The sequence below is a fragment of the Arthrobacter sp. TE26545 genome (assembly GCF_056279005.1).
This window is the reverse complement of the sequence record NZ_JBWBQM010000001.1, coordinates 3,246,507-3,265,203: the sequence shown is the minus strand read 5'-3', so window position 1 is coordinate 3,265,203 and position 18,697 is coordinate 3,246,507. Positions and strand designations below refer to the sequence as shown.

15 protein-coding genes are annotated in these 18,697 nt (G+C 65.8%); 9 read left to right on the top strand and 6 right to left on the bottom strand.

Features of this window, described 5'->3' with window-relative positions:
• Positions 1 to 43 precede the first annotated feature (43 nt).
• Positions 44 to 979 carry a hypothetical protein gene (locus ACZ9CK_RS14825; protein WP_476050315.1) on the bottom strand — a complete coding sequence of 312 codons (936 nt, stop codon included), beginning with the start codon at positions 977 to 979 and terminating at the stop codon, positions 44 to 46.
• Positions 980 to 1,141: 162 nt separating this feature from the next.
• Positions 1,142 to 1,750 (bottom strand): nicotine blue oxidoreductase, encoded by a 609-nt coding sequence (nboR, locus tag ACZ9CK_RS14820; protein WP_476050314.1) that lies wholly within the window; start codon positions 1,748 to 1,750, stop codon positions 1,142 to 1,144.
• A 194-nt stretch (positions 1,751 to 1,944) separates the two neighbouring features.
• On the opposite strand from nboR, the gene ACZ9CK_RS14815 reads away from it, so the two are divergent.
• From ACZ9CK_RS14815 to ACZ9CK_RS14805, 3 genes are read left to right on the top strand one after another with little or no spacing between them, the layout of a single operon-like run.
• Positions 1,945 to 3,507 carry an NCS1 family nucleobase:cation symporter-1 gene (locus ACZ9CK_RS14815; RefSeq protein ID WP_476050313.1) on the top strand — a complete coding sequence of 521 codons (1,563 nt, stop codon included), beginning with the start codon at positions 1,945 to 1,947 and terminating at the stop codon, positions 3,505 to 3,507.
• 27 nt (positions 3,508 to 3,534) lie between these two features.
• Positions 3,535 to 4,275, top strand: a complete 741-nt coding sequence (locus ACZ9CK_RS14810) for an aspartate/glutamate racemase family protein (RefSeq protein ID WP_426299736.1) — start codon at positions 3,535 to 3,537, stop codon at positions 4,273 to 4,275.
• Positions 4,276 to 4,306: 31 nt separating this feature from the next.
• On the top strand, positions 4,307 to 5,065 hold the full coding sequence (locus tag ACZ9CK_RS14805) for an SDR family oxidoreductase (protein ID WP_426299734.1): 759 nt from the start codon (positions 4,307 to 4,309) through the stop codon (positions 5,063 to 5,065).
• Positions 5,066 to 5,101: 36 nt separating this feature from the next.
• Here ACZ9CK_RS14805 and ACZ9CK_RS14800 read toward each other — a convergent pair whose 3' ends face one another.
• Both ACZ9CK_RS14800 and ACZ9CK_RS14795 read right to left on the bottom strand, forming a co-directional pair.
• Entirely contained in the window at positions 5,102 to 6,016 is a 915-nt protein-coding gene (locus ACZ9CK_RS14800; protein WP_426303511.1) for a glutaminase, read from the bottom strand.
• Positions 6,012 to 7,655, bottom strand: coding sequence for a PucR family transcriptional regulator (locus ACZ9CK_RS14795; RefSeq protein ID WP_426299732.1), 1,644 nt, complete (start codon positions 7,653 to 7,655; stop codon positions 6,012 to 6,014). Before ACZ9CK_RS14795 ends, ACZ9CK_RS14800 begins: the two co-directional genes overlap by 5 nt.
• 208 nt (positions 7,656 to 7,863) lie before the next feature.
• On the opposite strand from ACZ9CK_RS14795, the gene ACZ9CK_RS14790 reads away from it, so the two are divergent.
• The 3 genes from ACZ9CK_RS14790 to ACZ9CK_RS14780 all read left to right on the top strand — a co-directional run bounded on the left by ACZ9CK_RS14790 (position 7,864) and on the right by ACZ9CK_RS14780 (position 13,889).
• Positions 7,864 to 9,417 (top strand): amino acid permease, encoded by a 1,554-nt coding sequence (locus ACZ9CK_RS14790; protein ID WP_476050312.1) that lies wholly within the window; start codon positions 7,864 to 7,866, stop codon positions 9,415 to 9,417.
• 62 nt (positions 9,418 to 9,479) lie between these two features.
• Positions 9,480 to 12,305, top strand: coding sequence for an aminotransferase class I/II-fold pyridoxal phosphate-dependent enzyme (locus ACZ9CK_RS14785; RefSeq protein WP_476050311.1), 2,826 nt, complete (start codon positions 9,480 to 9,482; stop codon positions 12,303 to 12,305).
• 93 nt (positions 12,306 to 12,398) lie between these two features.
• A complete protein-coding gene (locus ACZ9CK_RS14780) occupies positions 12,399 to 13,889 on the top strand; it encodes a cation:dicarboxylate symporter family transporter (RefSeq protein ID WP_426299726.1) in 1,491 nt (496 codons plus the stop codon).
• 70 nt (positions 13,890 to 13,959) lie between these two features.
• Here the strand turns inward: ACZ9CK_RS14780 and ACZ9CK_RS14775 are convergent, their stop codons facing one another.
• Positions 13,960 to 14,331, bottom strand: coding sequence for a sterol carrier family protein (locus ACZ9CK_RS14775; protein ID WP_426299724.1), 372 nt, complete (start codon positions 14,329 to 14,331; stop codon positions 13,960 to 13,962).
• 33 nt (positions 14,332 to 14,364) lie between these two features.
• Positions 14,365 to 15,381, bottom strand: coding sequence for an asparaginase (locus ACZ9CK_RS14770; protein WP_426299722.1), 1,017 nt, complete (start codon positions 15,379 to 15,381; stop codon positions 14,365 to 14,367).
• Between the two features lie 293 nt (positions 15,382 to 15,674).
• On the opposite strand from ACZ9CK_RS14770, the gene ACZ9CK_RS14765 reads away from it, so the two are divergent.
• The 3 genes from ACZ9CK_RS14765 (at position 15,675) to ACZ9CK_RS14755 (ending at position 18,681) form a co-directional block, all read left to right on the top strand.
• Positions 15,675 to 17,060 carry an MFS transporter gene (locus ACZ9CK_RS14765; RefSeq protein WP_476050310.1) on the top strand — a complete coding sequence of 462 codons (1,386 nt, stop codon included), beginning with the start codon at positions 15,675 to 15,677 and terminating at the stop codon, positions 17,058 to 17,060.
• Positions 17,061 to 17,141: 81 nt separating this feature from the next.
• Complete coding sequence (locus ACZ9CK_RS14760) at positions 17,142 to 17,798, top strand: GntR family transcriptional regulator (protein WP_426299718.1); 657 nt, start codon at positions 17,142 to 17,144, stop codon at positions 17,796 to 17,798.
• A gap of 49 nt (positions 17,799 to 17,847) precedes the next feature.
• Positions 17,848 to 18,681, top strand: a complete 834-nt coding sequence (locus ACZ9CK_RS14755) for a carbon-nitrogen family hydrolase (protein WP_476050309.1) — start codon at positions 17,848 to 17,850, stop codon at positions 18,679 to 18,681.
• The last annotated feature ends 16 nt before the right edge of the window (positions 18,682 to 18,697 follow it).

The window sequence follows — 18,697 nt, the reverse complement described above, 5'->3', positions numbered from 1 at the left end:
AGTTGTTGTCGTTTTGGGCGCCCAAAACGACAACAACTGCGAGTTACTTGGGGGACCAGCCGCTATCGATGAGCGCGCTGCGGACCTTTACGACGGCGGAACGTGCCCCGTTCCTCATATGCCGTCTTGAGATCCGCACAAGTCTCCAGCCGGCGCGGGCGAAGTCCTCCTCGCGGGCGATATCCCGCACGATCTGCGCAGCTTCCGAATGGCCGTCGCCCTCGTATTCGACCCCGACGCGATACTCCGCGTAAGACAAATCGGGTTCCCGGACGACGCCGGAAGAGAGTTCCGTCGGAACGTTCAGTCCGGGGGCCGGCAGCCCCGCCCGCTCAAGTGCCAGCCTGAGCCTGGTTTCCTGCGCAGAGTCTGAGCCGATCCGGGCTTGCTCCAAGGCGAGCCGCGCCTTCCGGATACCGGGTGTTCCCTTGTGCCGGTCAAGCATGTCCGCCAGTTCGTCAGGGGTCGCGTAGGGTTCGCTTCGCCCCTCGAATTCAGGCCTTGGCCGGCGGAGCAGATGATCTGCCACGACGGTGATTTCGTCGATGCTCATCCTTCGGGCGCAGTCGAGCCATGTACGCGCGCGGCTCGTGATGAGCAGGCCCTCGGCCCACGTGATTTCGTCCTCAAAAAACTGCCCCACGTGGCCCACTACCCCTTTGCGGCGGGGAATGGCCATCGTGTCCGGCCGGGATATGTGGACCGCACGACTATCGGCATCCGGGTGGAAGCCCGGGAACTCCCAGAGCACAAAGGCCGTCGCGTGGGACGCCGCCGAAAACTCCGTAACGACGGTGAACGGGCGCACCTGATCCGACAGCGCCGTGACCGTCGCCAGTTCAGGGCGCCGAATGCCGCGGCTCGGTGAGTCCAACGCACGGTGCCTTAACCGCCGCCGTGTCACTCCGGCGTCGAGCGCTTCCTGGACAGTGAACGGGGCCCCTCCCATCGGCTCCGGCAAAGGCTTCGGGATCTTCATGCCCGCATGCTCGCAGGTTTCGGGGCTCATTGCCGGGTTATCCACAGGCATCGTGGCCACAAGCCCAACTGACTGGCAGTTGTTGTCGTTTTGGGCGCCCAAGACGACAACAACTGCGAGTTACTTGGGGAAGGGCGGGGAGGGAGCGGGGTCGGGCGGAGCTCAGCCCAGCAGATGCAGGTTCGCCTTGGTGTCCACGTCCCCGCCGTCGGCGATGTCGCCGCAATCCACGAGGTCCACCAGGCCGGGGTGCGCCTTGAGGAAATGCCGGGCCCCGGCGTCGCCCGCCGCCGACTCTGCGGCGTCCTCCCGTAACGCGGCGTCGATCACCAGGGGGTGGCCCCGGCGGAGGGCGCCGGACAGGTCGGGGTAGGCGGCGGCGGTGATGCGGTCCGGTCGGTGCTTGCGGAGCAGCCGCGCCACGGTTTCGCTGTTGAGTCCGGGCTGGTCCACCAGGGCAAGCAGCACGTTGTTTCCGGCGGCAGCCCCGGCGATTCCGGTGCGGAAGGACCCGCCCATGCCCTCGTGCCACCGCGGGTTCTCAACTGTCCGGTGCCTGGAAAGCCCGGGTAGTGCGGCCACCTTCTCCGCTTCGGCGCCAAGGACGACGACGACTTCGGAACAGCCGCCCTCCCGGAGCACATCGGCCAGCACTTCCACGAGCGTGCGATCCCGGAACGGCAGCAGTGCCTTGGGCCCGAGACCGAGCCGGGTTCCGGCGCCCGCAGCGAGCAGGACGCCGCTGGTGGGAGGCAGGACAGAAGCGGACATGAGGCAAACCATACCCTCCGGACGCCGGATTGTGACCGGGGTACGGCCTGGTCCATCTTGACCAAAGGGTGACCCGGGTCATATCGTTATTTCACCATTCAATAATCTCATTCCGCTATGTGGAAATGCTCATCGAAGAGCGATTCAGCCGTGGCGGAACTTCCGTGAAGCAACGTTAGAAGGCGAGACCCACGATGAATTCGACTTCCCCGGTCGGCAACACATCGGCTCCGGAACAGGCACTGCCCAAAAGTTCCACCCATCATGCGGCCAACGAAGCTCTTTGCGAGGTTGCCTCCGCTGCGGTGGGCCGTTCCATCAGCCCCACCCTGTACAACCTGGACCTGGCCCCCACCAAGAAACAGGGGCGGCGCTGGACCAGCTACAGCATCTTCACCCTCTGGGCCAACGACGTCCACAGCCTTGGCAACTACGCCTTCGCTGTCGGGCTCTTCTCCCTCGGCCTTGGCGGCTGGCAGATCCTGGTGGCCCTGGGCATCGGCGCTGCACTGCTCTTCGCACTCCTGAACTTCTCCGGGTTCATGGGCCACAAGACCGGCGTGCCGTTCCCGGTGATGAGCCGCATCAGCTTCGGCATCCGCGGCGCACAGCTTGCCAGCCTCATCCGCGGAGCCGTGGCGGTCGCCTGGTTCGGCATCCAGACCTTCCTGGCTTCCGTGGTGTTCCGTGTCATGCTCGTCGCCATGTTCCCGGGCCTGAAGGAACTGGACGGCAACTCGATCCTGGGACTGTCCACACTCGGCTGGCTCACCTTCGTGTCGCTCTGGATCATCCAGCTCGTCATTGTCAGCTTTGGCATGGAGATGATCCGTAAGTACGAGGCCTTCGCCGGCCCCGTCATCCTCGTCACCATGGTGCTCCTGGCGGCCTGGGTCTTCTTCGAAGCGCACGGTTCCATCCAGTGGACCGGCATCAAGGGCCTCGAAGGCGCCGAGATGTGGCGCACCATTTTCGCCGGCGGCGCCCTCTGGGTCTCCATCTACGGCACCTTCGTGCTGAACTTCTGCGACTTCACCCGCTCCTCGGTCAGCAAGCAGTCGATCGTCCGCGGCAACTTCTGGGGCATCCCGATCAACATGCTCGTCTTCGGCGCCATCGTGGTGATCCTGGCCGGCGGCCAGTACAAGATCAACGGCACCGTCATCGAGAGCCCCTCGCAGATCATCGAAAGCATCCCCAACACCTTCCTGCTGGTCCTTGCCTGCCTCGCCGTCCTGATCCTCACCATCGCAGTGAACCTGATGGCCAATTTCGTGGCCCCGGTCTACGCACTGACCAACCTCTTCCCTAAGCACCTGAACTTCCGCAAGGCGGCCTGGGTCAGCGGCACCATCGGCCTGGTCATCCTGCCGTGGAACCTTTACAACAACCCGCTGGTGATCGTGTACTTCCTAGGCGGCCTCGGCGCCCTCCTCGGCCCGCTGTTCGGCGTGGTCATGGCCGACTACTGGCTGCTCCGCCGCGGCAAGGTCGATGTCCCGGCGCTTTACAGCGAGGCGCCGGGCAGTGCCTACTTCTACAAGAAGGGCGTGAACCCCAGGGCAATCACCGCGATGGTCCCGGCGGCAGCCGTCGCAATCCTGATTGCCTTCGTCCCGACGCTGGAGGCAGTGGCACCGTTTGCCTGGTTCTTCGGAGCGGGCGTGGCCGCCGTTGCGTACTATCTGGTGGCGGACCGCAAGCAGAAGCACGACGACGTCTCCGGCGAGCCGATCGCCGTCGCCAGCACCCACTAAGCCTCGCCGGGAATCCAGGAGGAAACCATGCGCATCCTTGTCGCCAACGTCAACACCACCCAGTCCATGACTGACTCCATCGCCGCCCAGGCAGCGGCCGCCGCAGCCCCGGGCACCGAAATCGTGGGGCTGACTCCCCGCTTCGGCGCCGACTCCTGCGAAGGCAACTTCGAAAGCTACCTCGCGGCGATCGCCGTCATGGACAAGGTTCTCAGCTACCCGGAACCCTACGACGCCGTTGTCCAGGCCGGATACGGCGAGCACGGCCGGGAAGGGCTGCAGGAACTGCTGGACGTCCCTGTCGTGGACATCACCGAGGCCGCGGCGAGCACCGCGATGTTCCTGGGCCACAAGTACTCCGTGGTCACCACACTGGACCGCGCCGTTCCGCTGATCGAGGACCGCCTGAAGCTGGCCGGGCTCGACGCCCGCTGCGCCTCGGTGCGTGCCAGCGGCATGGCCGTCCTGGAGTTGGAGGAGCACCCTGACCGTGCCGTTGAAGCGATCGTGGAGCAGGCCGAACGCGCCGTCCGCGACGACAAGGCCGAGGTGATCGTCCTCGGCTGCGGCGGCATGGCGGGCCTCGACGAGCAGATCCGCCGGCGCTGCGGCGTCCCGGTGGTCGACGGCGTCGCCGCCGCGGTGACCATCGCCGAGTCGCTGGTCCGGCTGGGCCTGTCCACGTCCAAGGTGCGCACCTACGCTGCGCCTCGGCCCAAGACTGTCGTGGGCTGGCCCCTGCTGGCGGACGCCCCCGCAGTACGCTGATCTTGCTCCGCGGCAGCACGAAGGGAACACCATGACTGAAGCACAGACCCCGCGCGTCGCCGTCGTTACCGGAGCCGGTTCCGGCATCGGGCGCGCGGTGGCCCGGCTGATGCTCGCCGAGGGCTGGTCGCTCGCCCTGGCGGGCCGGCGGGAGGCTCCCCTCAAGGAGACCGCCGCCGATCATCCCCGGGCGCTGGTGGTGCCCTGTGATGTGACACAACCCGACGGCGTCGCGCAGCTTTTCGAGGAAACCCGCCGGCGCTGGGGGAGGGTGGACGTGCTCTTCAACAACGCCGGCATCTTCGGCCCCTCGGGCAGCGTGGACGAAATGGACCTCGCCGCCTGGGAAAGCACCCTGGCCGTCAACGTCACCGGTGCCATGCTCTGCGCCGCGGAGGCGGTCCGCTCCATGAAGGCACAGGAGCCGCAGGGCGGGCGCATCATCAACAACGGCTCCATCTCGGCGCATTCGCCCCGGCCCCTCTCGGTGGCGTACACGGTGAGCAAGCACGCCATCAGCGGCCTGACGAAAAGCATCGAGCTGGACGGCCGCCCGTACAACATCAGCTGCGGGCAGATCGACATCGGCAACACGCGTACCGAAATCATGGACACCATCGGCGTCGGCTCCGGCGCGTTGCAGGCCGACGGCAGCCGCCGCGTGGAACCCATGTTCCCGGTGGAGGACGCCGCCCGTGCGGTGCTGCTCATGGCCGGCATGCCGCCGTCGGCCAATATCGGCTCACTGCTGGTGACCGCCGCCGGCATGCCGTTCATCGGACGCGGCTAAGCGGGGTTCAGAGCCTGTGTCGTAACCGGCCGGGCCTCAGAAAATCGACCAGCCCGTCCGCGTGGTGAAGGCATCCAGCGCCGCAACTCCGGCCACTGAGTTCCCGGAGCGGCCCAGCCCGGGACTCCAGACGCAGATGGTGCAGTTGTTGGGTATCACGGCGATGATGCCGCCGCCGACTCCACTCTTGCCCGGCAAGCCCACACGGTAGGCGAATTCGCCGGCAGCGTCGTAGGTGCCGCAGGTCAGCATGACTGCGTTGATCCGTTTGGTTTGCGACGCCGGCAGGAAGGCCGTGCCGTCGGCCCGCCTGCCGTTGCTGGCCAGGAACCTGGCCGCGAGGGCGAGGTCCGTGCAGCTCATCGCAATGGAACATTGGGCGATGTAGGCATCGAGGACCGCCTCCACCGTGTTTTCGAGGTTGCCGTAGCTGGCCAGGAAATGCGCCAGGGACGCATTGCGGTGGCCGTTACGGGCTTCCGAAGCGGCCACCTCGGCGTCGGAATTGATGCCCGGGTTGGCGCTTTCGTCCCGCATGAAACGACGCACAGCCTCCGCAGCGGAGCCGTCCGTGACGGTGAGCAGCCGGTCCGTGACCACCAGCGCCCCGGCGTTGATGAACGGGTTGCGCGGAATCCCGTCTTCGTGCTCGAGCTGGACCAGGGAATTGAAAGGGCTGCCTGACGGCTCGCGGAAGACGCGCTTCCAGATGCTCTCGCCGTCCCCGGCCAGGACCAGTGCAAGCGTAAACACCTTCGAGATGCTCTGGATCGAAAACGGAACGGTGGCATCGCCTGAGGCGTAGACCTCGCCCTCGCGGGTAGCGACAGCGATGCCGAACTGCGTGGTGTCCACCGTCGCGAGTCCAGGGATGTAGTCCGCTGCCGCGCCCTGGCCGACGAACGGCTGGATGTCCCCGACGATGTCGTCCAGGAGGTTCTGCAGGTCAATCATGGGGGTGGGCCTCGAGGTTTTCGTTCAGCGGCGCCGTGGAATGGGTCCACAGCCGGATCTGCAGGTGGGCCAGCAGCCGTTGGTCGGGGTCCTGCAGGTCGATGCCGCTCAACTCGCAGGCACGGCGGAGCCGGTAATGCACGGTGTTGCGGTGGACCGCGAGTTCCTCGGCGCACCGGTTCACGTCCCCGAAGAACTCCAGGTACGCAAGGAGCGTGGCAGCGAACTCGGGATACCGGTGGCATAGCAGGGTGATGCCGTCGTGCCGGAGCCGGGTCCTGGAGCCCAGGAGCTCAAAGAGCTCGCGCGTGAGCACCTTGGTCTCCACATCGCTGTAGGAAGCGACGTTGATGGACGGTGTGTCTTCCAGGACTTTCAGCACGTTACGGACATGACCTAGCGTTCCATGCAGCTCATCAAGGCGCTCGACGACGGGGCCGACGGCGGCCTGTACCTGGCAGTGCAGGTGCAGGCGGGCATCGCGGACGATCATGTTGACCAGGCGGTTGATCGCAGGGGGTGACTTCACGGGATCGAGGTCGGGCAGGATCATCGCTATTTCCAGTCCGATGGCTCCCACCACCGCGCCCGGACGATAGGCCGCGGCGTGGATCGATGCCACGTTGGCCAGCTCCCCGCGCCGCATTTGCAGGCCCGGGGCCGTATCGCCGTCACCCGTGGCCGAGATGAGGACCAGGGCCGCAGGCCTGCTCGGATCGATGCCGGCGGATTGGGCCTGCGAATGGATTTGCGGCGTTCCGCTGAGCAGGCTGGAAATCCGGTCCCGCCGCAGCGACTGGGACTGTTCGTTGCGGTGCCGGACCAATTCGATCGCGGCATGGCGGGCAGCGCCCACCATGATCTTGTCCGTGTTGGGGGCCAGGGGCTCGGTGCCCTCCTGCAGCCAGATGTACCCCAGCACGCGGCGCCCGGCATGGATCCCGACGGCGACCCGTTCCCGGAGGCCTTCCTGGGGGTTGGCGGCCATGTGCACGGGCTCTTCAGACGCCTGTAGGTGCCTGTACACGCCCGACTCCTTGAGCAATTTCTGGTAGCGCTCCGGGCCCTTCCGCCCCAGGATGGACAGCCGCCGCAGCTCGTCGACCTCGTTCGAGGCCGGCGAGTAGGCCAGGACCCGGTTGCTCGGATCCTCGATGACGACGTGGCCGTTGGCCAGCGTGGCCGCCGTCGCCGCGATCGCGAAGAGGTCCCGATGCATGACGTCCGACCCCTCGTTGAGGGCCGGTTCCTGGATACGGTCCTTGGCGATGCCCTCCAAGGTGTCCCAACGCATCGCCGGAGGGACGGCCACCAGCCCGACCCCTTCCGGGCGAAGCAGCTCCGCGATGGGCTCAAGCTCGCCTTCGGTGCCCTTGACCGCAATGGCTACGGGCCGGTAGGGGAGCAGCCGGCGAACTGCCGGCAGGGCTGCGCGGCCGCGGGCCCCGATCAGCAGGACCAAGGTTCCGGGCCGGAGGGGTTCGTCGTCCTCGGCGTCCGCTATGGCTGTTTCGCGAACAGTGCCGTTATCCGCGGCCGGGGCGACCACCAGCCGTCCGTGGTCGACTCCGATGTCTTCAAGTATGTCGCTGAGCATGGCGCCTTTGACATGCTCGGCAGTTTTGTGGGATGCCACCGTGTTTCTTTCTCTAAGGAGGTTGTCCGGCCAAGAACTCTACTCCCCGTACGTCCGGGTGGGTTTGTCTCTCCGGCACAACCAGCATGGCGCGAATTTAGCGGCACGGACAGTTCTTTGTTCGGAACCGGAACCTAGAGTGGTCTACCGTGCGCAGGGCAATGGGGCCGGGCGTATCAATTCGATGGAGTCAAAGGAGACCCCAGGAATGAAAACCACACAGTTCGACCCCGCGGATGCGGTAGAAAACGCCCGGGAACTCGTCGGTGACAGGACCACGGCCGCGCAGGACTTCGCCAGCGAAGAAGCCGGCTACCACAAGACCCTCAAGCCCCGGCAGATCCAAATGATCGCCATCGGCGGAGCCATTGGCACCGGCCTCTTCATGGGGGCGGGCGGCCGCTTGAACGGCTCCGGGCCGTCGCTGATCCTGGTCTACGCCGTCTGCGGTTTCTTCGCTTTCCTCATCCTGCGTGCGCTCGGCGAACTGGTGCTGCACCGGCCGTCGTCGGGCTCGTTCGTTTCCTATGCCCGGGAGTTCTATGGCGAGAAGATGGCGTACGCCGCCGGCTGGCTCTACTTCCTCAACTGGGCCATGACCTCGATCGTGGACGTTACCGCCGTCGCCCTGTACATCAAGTTCTGGGGCCAGTTCTGGGAGCCTTTGCGGTCCATCCCGCAGTGGCTGATTGCCTTGGCGGCCCTCGTCGTCGTGCTGGCGCTGAACCTTGTCTCAGTGAAAATCTTCGGCGAGATGGAGTTCTGGTTCGCGCTCATCAAGGTGGCTGCCCTGGTGATCTTCCTCGTCGTCGGGGTTTGCTTCATCGTCTTCGGCGGCCGGACGGACATCGGAACTCCCGGCCTCGGAGTGATCCTGGACCACGGCGGCGCCTTTCCCACCGGTGCGGTGGCGCCGCTGCTGGCCATCAGCGGCGTCGTGTTCGCCTATGCCGCCATCGAACTGGTCGGAACCGCCGCGGGGGAGACCGCCAACCCGCAGAAGGTCATGCCCAAAGCAGTAAATACCGTTGTCTTCCGCATCGCCATCTTCTACGTCGGTTCCGTGCTGCTGCTGTCCCTGCTCCTGCCCTTCACCGCCTACAAGGCGGGCGAATCGCCGTTCGTCACGTTCTTCTCCCATCTGGGCGATCCGCAGGCCGGTGCGGTTTCCGCCTCTGTGATGAACTTCGTGGTCCTCACCGCCGCCCTGTCCAGCCTCAATGCGGGCTTGTACTCCACCGGCCGCATCCTCCGCTCCATGGCGGTAAACGGTTCGGCCCCACGGTTCACCGCCCGCATCAGCGCATCCGGCGTACCCTACGGCGGGATCCTGCTGACGGCAGTCATTACGCTGCTGGGTGTAGCCCTCAACGCAATCGTTCCGTCCCAGGTTTTCGAAATCGTGCTCGAGGTCTCGGCCATCGGCATCATCGGAGGCTGGGCCACCATCATGTTGTGCCACATCAGGCTCCAGTCCTGGGTGCGGGAGGGCAAGGTCGAGCGGCCATCGTTCCGGCTCTTCGGTGCACCCTTCACTTCCTACCTGACCCTCGGATTCCTGGCGTTCGTCCTGGTCACTATGGGCTTCTCGGAAACGGGCCGCTGGGTCCTTGCCTCCGTGCTGGTCCTCGCACCGCTGCTTGTGGCCGGGTGGTTCGGTTCCCGGAAACGAATCCTTGCCGCCGCCGAGGAACGTCGCGGCCATACCGGCGTCTTCCCGGTGATCGCCGAGCGTCCCGCCCAGGCTGGACGGCGTCCCTGACCTCCTGCGGCCCAGCTGAAACGCCTGCCCGCATCCGAACCAACAATGGAAAACAAACAATCGTGAATATCGAAGCTGCCCCGAAAGACGTTGAAACCCCGAGCAGCGCTTGGCGCTCCCGCGCAGACTCCTGGGAGTTCCTGGGCTATGCCTTTAAGCAACTGGCCAAGGGGCACGCCGGGGCTGCTGTCCGGGTGGCCAATAGCGCTGCCTTGATAGCCCAGGCGCGCCAGGCACTCAGCCTGCTTCACGCCGTCGAACTCTATTGGGCGGCTCCGGGGCAAACGGCCGTGGGGCAGTTGCGGGCGGCCCTGGATGCCGGTGACTTCCAGGCAGGCCTGGAGTTGATCCGTGGCCTGGCGCTCATGGCGCCAGGCCACGGGGGAGCCGCGTCCCCGGTCGTGCGGGGCCAAAGCTCAGCGCGGACGGGCGAAAGGGAAGACGACGACGACGCCCTGGCTCCCGGCGCCGACGAACGGCCCAGGTTCGAGGTGCTGGTGGTCGATGACCTGACGGCCGAGGAAGCAGAGTCGCTGAAGTCCGAGCTCCTGGCCCAGAGACGGCCCGGCGACGCGTTCACGTACCAGCTCGTGGTGGTCCCCAGCTACCAGGATGCCCTGGTGGCACTGCTGCTGAACCCCACGATCCAGGCATGCATCCTTCGTCCCGGCTTTGTCGCAGAGAGCAGCCAACCGCTCGGCAGGGATCTTCGGGCCTATCTATCCGCCCACACTGCTGCGGCGCCGGCCGGTGCACGACCGCTGCAACAGATCCTGGCATTGGCGGAGCAACTCACGGCATTACGCCCCGAGGTGGACGTGTACCTGACGGCAGGTGTGTCCATCGAAACCCTGGCTGGTTCGCTGACCCGGCGCTTCCGGAGGATCTTCCGCAAGCAGGACCATCTCGACCTGCATTTGTCCCTCCTGTCCGGCGTCGCGGAACGCTACCGCACGCCGTTCTTCACCGCCCTGCGGGAGTACAGCCGCACACCCGCTAGTGTGTTCCATGCGCTGCCGGTGTCGAGGGGCGGCTCGGTGGTGGGTTCTCCGTGGATCCGCGACATGGCAGATTTCTACGGACTCAACCTGCTCATGGCCGAGACCTCGGCGACCTCGGGCGGGCTGGATTCCCTGTTGGAGCCACATGGTTCCCTCAAGGAGGCCCAGGAGCTGGCGGCGCGGGCGTTCGGATCCCACCAGACCTTCTTCGCCACCAACGGCACATCCACCGCCAACAAGATCGTCCACCAATCCATCCTGGCTCCGGGCGACGTGGTTCTCGTGGATCGAAACTGCCACAAGTCCCATCACTATGCTTTCGCGCTCGCCGGGGCGCAGGTCAGCTACCTGGACGCCTACCCTCTGGACCGCTACGCCTTCTACGGCGCGGTGCCGCTGGCAAGTATCAAGGCCCGGCTGCTGGAATACCGCAGGGCAGGGCGCCTGGACGAGGTCAAGATGATCACGCTCACCAACTGCACCTTCGACGGCATCGTGTACGACGTCGAACGCGTCATGGAGGAGTGCCTGGCCATTAAGCCGGACCTGGTGTTCCTGTGGGACGAGGCCTGGTTCGCGTTCGCCCGTTCGCATCCCGTCTTCCGGCGCCGTACCGCCATGGCCGCGGCCCGGACACTCGAAGCGTCGTTCAACGATCCCGCCTACGCGGCAAGGCACGCCGCGCAGGCGGCGCGGCTCTGGGACCCGGTGACGGGACAGCCCGCGGACGATGCGGCCTGGCTGGAAACCCGGTTGGTTCCGGATCCCGCCGAGGCGCGCCTCCGCGTCTACGCCACACAGTCCACCCATAAGACACTGTCGTCGCTCCGCCAAGGGTCCATGATCCACGTCTTCGACCAGGACTTCGCGAAAAACAACCGGGAGTCCTTCCGCGAGGCATACATGACCCACACCTCCACCTCGCCGAACTACCAGATCCTCGCATCCCTGGACGTCGGACGCCGTCAGGTGGAGCTCGAAGGGTTCGGCCTCGTCCAACGCCAGGCCGACCTCGCCACCAGTGTGGCGCAGGCAGTCGCCCGGCACCCACTGCTCAGGAAGTACTTCCGGGTGCTCACCTCGCGGGACCTCATCGAGGCCCCTTACCGGAAGGCTGGCCCGGCAATGCCGCACCGTGACGGTCTCGCCGCGCTCGCGGACGCCTGGCAGCACGACGAGTTCGTGGTCGACCCCAGCCGCCTCACCCTGGACATCAGCCGGACCGGGATCGACGGCGACACCTTCCGCCACCGCTACCTCGCCGACGGCCACGGGATCCAGGTCAATAAGACCTCGCGCAACACGGTGCTGTTCATGACCAACATCGGCACTTCCCGCAGTTCAGTCGCGTACCTGATCGAGGTGCTCGTCAAGCTCGCCGAGTCGTTCGAGGAGGACAGTTCGACGCCGGCGCGCGCCACCCGCCGTGTGGCACCTGACACGGTGGCCGCCGGCGCCGTCCCTGCAGCATCCGCTGACGGCGGAACGCCGCCCCTGCCTGACTTCAGCCGGTTCGCGGACCGCTACCGACAGGACGCGCTCTGTCCGGACGGCGACCTCCGGGCGGCATACTTCGAAAGCTACAAGGAAGGCTCAACAGAGTACGTGTCGGCTGAGGACCTTCGGGCCAGGATCGATGCCGGGGCAGAAGTGGTGTCTGCGGGGTTCGTCACCCCGTATCCGCCGGGCTTCCCCATTCTCGTCCCGGGACAGGTCATCACCTACAGGACGCTCGAATTCATGGCAGGCCTGGACACCAAGGAAATCCATGGTTTCGACCCGGATCAGGGGTACCGGGTGTTCCTGGACGCAGCGCACAAGCCTGGCACGACAATGATCAAGGAGGAGACTCAGTCACAATCGGCGAGCAGCTCTTCCGTATGGTGAAAATTCAATTCCCTCTTGTGGAATAGTGTGATCTGGAATACGTTTGAAATGTCCCCGGCAACCGGGGAGTTCTCTAATGATTGGTTCAGATCAATGAAGATCCCAGACTCCGCGGCGCTGAAGGCGAGTTCGGCCCCGCAGAAGAAGAAGCCGCTGTACAGGTCGCTCTTCTTCCAAATCCTGATCGCCGTCGTCGCAGGTGTGCTGATAGGCCATTTCTGGCCCAACATCGGCTCCACCCTCCGGCCGTTGGGCGATGGTTTCATTCAACTCATCAAGATGATCATCGCCCCGCTGATCTTCCTCGTGATCGTCACGGGAATTTCGGCGGTCGGCGACGTCAAGGCGGTCGGAAGGGTCGGGGTCAAAGCCCTCCTGTACTTCACCGCGGCAACGCTTTTCGCCCTCGTGTTCGGCTTGATAGTGGGCAACATCGTCCAGCCCGGCGCGGGCCTGAACATCGATCCGGCCACGCTGTCCCAGGACGCCGTGGACGCCAAGACCGGCCACGCCGTCCCGAAGGATGCGGCTTCATTCCTGCTCGATGTCATCCCCACCAGCGTGATCGGCGCCTTCGCCAACAACAGCCTGCTCCAGGTCCTCTTCTTCTCGGTGTTCTTCGGTGCGGCGATCGTGGTGATCGGGCGCCAGCGCTGCATGCCTGTCATCAGCCTCATGGAGACCGTGCTTGAACTGATCTTCAAGATCATGTCCTGGATCATGAAGGTTGCCCCGATCGGTGCCTTCGGCGCCATGGCGTTCATCATCGGCCAGTACGGCCTGGACACGCTGGGCACCTACGCCCTGCTGATCGCCGCCTGTTACGGGGCTGCGATTGTCTTCATCGGCCTGCTGTTCGTGGTGGCCTGGACCTTCGCCCGGGTTCCCCTGTGGCAGTTCCTGAAATACACCCGCGAGGAATTCCTCCTCGCCCTGGGCACCGCGTCCACCGAAGCCGTGATGCCGCGCATCATGACCAAGCTGACCAACGCCGGCTGCTCCCGCGCAACCACCGGCCTGGTGGTTCCCACCGGTTACTCCTTCAACCTCGACGGCGCCGCGATCTACCTGTCGATTTCCCTGCTGTTCCTGGCCCAGGCCTTCGGCCACCACCTCGACCTCGGCCAGCAGCTGGCCGCGCTCGGCGTGCTGCTCCTGACCTCCAAGGGCATGGCCGGCGTCCCCGGCTCCTCGTTCCTGGCGCTCTCCGCCACGGCGGCCGCGCTCGGCATCTTCCCGGTGGCCGGCGTCGCGCTCCTCCTGGGTGCCGACCGCCTCATGGACTCCATGCGCGTGGTGGTGAACCTGCTGGGCAACTGCGTTGCGACATTCGTGGTGGCCAAGTGGGAAGGCCAGTTCGACCGCGGCGTCATGGTCCGCGCCTTCCGCGGTGAAATCACCAACGAGGACTCCGCCATCATGCTGGGCAAGGAAGAAGTCTTCGAGAAGCAGGAACTCGAGCGCCTCAGCGAGGGCCAGGAGCCTTCGCCGAAGTTCCGCGGCGGCCCGACGGCGGACAACATCCCGCAGTTTGAGATGAGCCGGCCGAGCCAGCGCGAGGAAACCCCGATTTCCCCGGACTGAGTGCCTGCAGCCACAGCAGGAAGAGGCGGCCGTTCCGGTTATCCGGAACGGCCGCCTTTTCCGTCTCAGGCTAGAACGGCAGCAGCTCCGAGAGGTCGGCGCGCAGCCCCGAAGCGGCAACCCGGCCGGCGTCGACGGCATCCGCCCAGGCCAGCCGGCCGCTCACCAGCGCAAGCCAGGTGGCGGCGTCGCACTCGATCACATTCGGCGGCGTGCCGCGGGTGTGGCGGGGACCCTCGACGCACTGGGCGACACCGAACGGCGGCACCCGGACCTCCACGGAGTTGCCGGGGGCCCGGGCGGTGAGCTCTTCGAGCGTGTAGCGGACCGCGGTGGCAAGGGTTGCACGGGGCAGCGCGGCGTCCGCCGTGCCCTGTTCCTGCCATGCCGCCAGGGCGGCGCGGCCTTCCTCAAGCGGTACCCGACGGCGGGCAACGGCCATGTTCGAAGCCTTTCCTGTGTTCGGCGGGGGAGTTCAGTCGAGGAGGGACAGCAGTGCCCTGCCGAGACGGATCCGGCCCACAGGCTGTCCGCCGCCCAGCACCGGGTCCACCACTTTCTCCAGCACGCTGGAGACCTCCGGGACGTCGACGGCGCCGCTCACCGCGAGCAGCGTCAATCCCACGAGGGTGGTGGCGCGGAAGTTGCCGTCCAGCACCTTGACGGCCACGGTGGCGCCGGTCGGTGTTGCCAGTACGAGGACGCCTTCGGCGCCGCCCTTGGCGAGGACGCCCAGGTCATCCATCACCACGGTGTTGGCCTCGCCCCGGCCCTGCACAGCCCAGGGGTAATCCAGCATGGAGGTGGCGATGGTGGCTGCGCGGGCGTTGGAATTCGGGTCCCGCGGTGCCTTCGCGAGCCGGGAGTAGGCGCGCGCCAGGCCGGTCAGGGAAAGCGCCGCCACCGGGGCGCCGCAGCCGTCGATGCCCAAATGGGCGATGGACTCCCCGCTGTACTCCTCGATCGCCGCGCGGACCCTTTGCTGCAAGGGATGGTTCGGCTCCAGATAGCTGCGGGTGTCCCAGCCGTTCTCCGTGCAGGCCCACAGAAACGCCGCGTGCTTGCCCGAGCAGTTGAACGCCAGCTTGGACTTGCCGCGCTCGGAGCGGACCAGCCAGTTCCGGGCGGTTTCATCTTGGGGCCACGACGCCGGACACTGCAACTGCTCTTCGCGGACGCCCGCGGCCTTGAGCATGCCCTCCACGATGTCCATGTGGTCCAGGGAACCCGTGTGGCTGGCGCAGGCCAGGGCCACCTGGGCGCCGCGGAGCGGCACGCCGGACTGCATCGAGGCCAGCGCCTGGAACGGTTTGAGGGTGGAACGGGCGTAGATCGGGGTGGTGACGTCGCCCAGTTCCTCCACCACGCTTCCGTCTCCGGCCAAGACCACGGCCGAGCCGATGTGCCGCGATTCGATGAAGCCGCTGCGCTCGACGACGGCCAGCTCGACAGCGGACTCGGCCGTAAAGGTTTCATGCGGAGACAGGGGCATGCTGCAAGTTTAGGTGCCAACTCCCGTGGGCCATGTCCATTGTTGGCCCCGAGGGTCGGACATATCAGGTGCATGCCCAATCTTCGACGGCGGGGGTGGACATGTCCCGTGCAAAATTATCTGTAGACAAGCTGTATACAAGTGGTCTACAGTTTCTATACAGCTTCCCGTGAGACGCATCACGGAAGCGGCCGAGACGTCCGGCGGCATGGACCCGAGCGGTGCGCAAACGCCGGGACCCCGCAGTGTTCCCTTCAATTCGAGCTGTTCCGTTCACATCGAGGACTTCCCAAATGAGCAATGTGTTTGAAAAGGACCGGGGCGTGCGCAAGCACACCTCGCTCCCTGCCGTGGCTGCCTCCAGCCTCGCCGGCACCGCCGTGGAGTGGTACGACTTCTTCCTCTACGGCACCGCAGCCGCACTGGTCTTCAACAAACTGTTCTTCCCCGGTGCCGATCCCTTTGTCGGCACCATGCTTGCCCTGGGCACCTTCGCCGCAGGCTTCATCGCACGTCCCCTTGGCGCGATCGTCCTTGGCCACCTCGGGGACAAGCACGGCCGCAAGTCAACCCTGGTGGCCAGCCTCCTCCTGATGGGTGCCGCCACTGCCCTCATAGCCTTCATCCCGCCGTACGCCAGCATTGGCATCGCAGCACCCCTGATCCTGCTGCTCCTGCGCCTGGTACAGGGCTTCGCCCTCGGCGGCGAATGGGGCGGTGCCGTGCTCCTTGTCTCCGAATACAGCGATGACAGCAGCAAGCGCGCCTTCTGGGCCTCCTGGCCGAACGTCGGCCCGCCGCTGGGCAATCTCATGGCGGCCGGCGTGCTGGCAGTGCTCTCGGCAACCATGCCGCAGGCTGAATTCCTTGCCTGGGGCTGGCGGATCGCTTTCGGCCTGTCCGCGCTGCTGGTGGTCATCGGCCTGGTCCTGCGCCTCTACGTCCAGGAAACCCCGCTGTTCCAGGCCTCCCAGGCCAAGGCCGACGCCGAGCATGCCAAGAGCGCCAAGCTGCCCCTGGCTGAACTCTTCCGCGGCAACTGGCGCGAGATCCTCATCGCCACCGGCAGCCGCATGGGCGAAAACGCCGGTTTCTACATCTACTCCCTCTTCCTCATCACCTACGTCACGGAGATTCTGAAACTGGACCGGCAGACCGGCCTCACCGCCGTCATGATCGGCCAGGGTGTGGCGGTCATCGCGATTCCGCTGCTGGCTATCTTCGCCGACAAGATCGGCCGCAAGCCAATGATGATCGGTGCTTCCGTGGCAACCGTGGTGTGGGGCTTCGCGTTCTTCGCCCTGCTGGACACCCGGCAGCCTGGCATGATCATCCTTGCCGCTGTAGGCGGACTCCTGATCTTCGCCGCCTACAGTTCGGTGATCGGGGCATTCTTCTCCGAACTGTTTCCCACGAAGGTCCGCTACAGCGGCACCTCGGTGGCCTACAATGTGGCCTCCCTGATCGCCGGCTCGCTCTCGCCGATCATCGCCCTGGCCCTGTACAAGGCGTTCGGCACCGGGCAGGCAATCGCCCTCTACCTCGTGGGCATGGGCCTGATCTCCATCCTGTCCGTCTCCTTCGCCAGGGAGACCAAGGACATCAAGCTCAGCGACCTGGACCTGGAATCCGGTCAAAAGAGTGACGCCATGCCTGCCCAGAAGGTGGCACAGTCATGATGTAGACACTGTCCGTGGCGGCCCGCCCGCCGCCACGGACAGCCACCAGACCAGTTGAGGCATTCAGAATCGAGGAAACACGTGAGCATCTTCCAGAAGCCGGCTCCCACGGCACCGGAAACGGCCTACCTTTGGCTGCGCAAGGAGATCTCCTCCCTGCCCTGGGACCAGGAAGCCTTCCTCAGCGAGAATGCCATTGCCGAAGCCGCCGGTGTCTCCCGGACCCCGGTGCGCGAAGCCCTCCTCCGGCTTGAAGCGGCGGGCTTGCTGCGCCGGGTCCCGCACAAGGGTGCCTACGTTCCGGCCCTGACCGCCCAGGACATCGAAAGCATGATGGAGGTCCGCCAGGTCATCGAAGACTGGGCGGTCCGCAAGGTCACCGTAAACGGCTATCTGGGCCCGGAGCTCGAACAGCTCCTGCACACCCAGGAAGAAAGCCTGGCCGACCCCGTGGCCTTCATCGAGTGGGACATCAGCTTCCACAAGCAGATTGTGCACGCAGCCGGGAACCCCGCTCTGGAGGAACTCTACGATTCCCAGCGCTTCAAGCAGCAGCGCATGGGCGTGAAGGCCGTCCAGGACAGCCACGGGCGCAGCGACCACGTGGTGGAAGAACACCGCGCGATCGTCGAGGCCATCCGCAGCCAGGACTCGCAGAAGGCATCTGCGGCAGTCCGGAACCACCTGGATTCCACTCTGACCGTCCTCAAATCCATACCCACACGCATTCAACGCTGAACTGGCAGGAAACAAAGCCGGGAACAGCACCGAGAAGTTAGGAGCACCAATGGACATCGCTCTCGTCCAGTTGTCCAGTCCGGACAACGAGACGCAGGCCCAACGCATCGAGCGGGCGGAGGCCCTGCTGCTCGAACAGCGCGGGGCGGACCTCATCGTCCTGCCCGAGCTGTGGAGCGCCGGCTACTTCCACTTCAGCCAGTACCCGGAGCTTTCCGAAACGGTTGAGGGGCCCACCGTGGCGATGTGCGCCGCCGTGGCCAAGGAACTGCAGAGCTATGTCCACGTCGGGAGCATTGTCGAACGCCTCGCCAATGAAGCCGGCACTGCCGAAGGCGGCGCCCAAGGCGCGGCGCCGGTGCTCCGCAACACCTCGGTTCTGGTGGACCCGCAGGGCAACGTGGCCCACAGATACTCCAAGCTGCACGTCTTCGGCTACAAGTCCCTCGAAGCCGAACTGCTTACCCCCGGCGACTCCCTGGCCGTGGCCGGCACCCCCTTCGGGCAGATCGCCGGCACCACCTGCTACGACCTTCGCTTCCCCGGCCTCTGGTCCGAGCTGAGCGTCCGGGGCGCCGAAATCGTGGTGGTTCCCGCCGCCTGGCCGGCCGCCCGCCGGGAGCACTGGCGCCTGCTGACCTCCGCACGCGCCGTCGAACACCAGGTCTTTGTGCTCGCCTGCAACGCCGCAGGTGTGCAGGAAGGCGTGGAACTGGGCGGCACCAGCCGCGTGGTGGACCCCGCCGGCCGCCTCCTGGCGGAAGCCGGCGACGGGGAGGAGGTGCTCCGTGTGGGCATCGACCCGGCCGCGGTACAGGCCACCCGCAGCGAATTCCCGGTCATCGCCGACCGGCTCGCGGACTACTCGGGCCTCGCCCGCTGACCGCGCTGACAATTGG

Excerpts from the sequence above, each read along its gene's own strand:
- ACZ9CK_RS14825 (WP_476050315.1), bottom strand. The coding sequence starts at position 979 with ATGAAGATCCCGAAGCCTTTGCCGGAGCCGATGGGAGGGGCCCCGTTC.
- nboR (WP_476050314.1), bottom strand. The coding sequence starts at position 1,750 with ATGTCCGCTTCTGTCCTGCCTCCCACCAGCGGCGTCCTGCTCGCTGCG.
- ACZ9CK_RS14815 (WP_476050313.1), top strand. The coding sequence starts at position 1,945 with ATGAATTCGACTTCCCCGGTCGGCAACACATCGGCTCCGGAACAGGCA.
- ACZ9CK_RS14810 (WP_426299736.1), top strand. The coding sequence starts at position 3,535 with ATGCGCATCCTTGTCGCCAACGTCAACACCACCCAGTCCATGACTGAC.
- ACZ9CK_RS14805 (WP_426299734.1), top strand. The coding sequence starts at position 4,307 with ATGACTGAAGCACAGACCCCGCGCGTCGCCGTCGTTACCGGAGCCGGT.
- ACZ9CK_RS14790 (WP_476050312.1), top strand. The coding sequence starts at position 7,864 with ATGAAAACCACACAGTTCGACCCCGCGGATGCGGTAGAAAACGCCCGG.
- ACZ9CK_RS14780 (WP_426299726.1), top strand. The coding sequence starts at position 12,399 with ATGAAGATCCCAGACTCCGCGGCGCTGAAGGCGAGTTCGGCCCCGCAG.
- ACZ9CK_RS14775 (WP_426299724.1), bottom strand. The coding sequence starts at position 14,331 with ATGGCCGTTGCCCGCCGTCGGGTACCGCTTGAGGAAGGCCGCGCCGCC.
- ACZ9CK_RS14770 (WP_426299722.1), bottom strand. The coding sequence starts at position 15,381 with ATGCCCCTGTCTCCGCATGAAACCTTTACGGCCGAGTCCGCTGTCGAG.
- ACZ9CK_RS14765 (WP_476050310.1), top strand. The coding sequence starts at position 15,675 with ATGAGCAATGTGTTTGAAAAGGACCGGGGCGTGCGCAAGCACACCTCG.
- ACZ9CK_RS14755 (WP_476050309.1), top strand. The coding sequence starts at position 17,848 with ATGGACATCGCTCTCGTCCAGTTGTCCAGTCCGGACAACGAGACGCAG.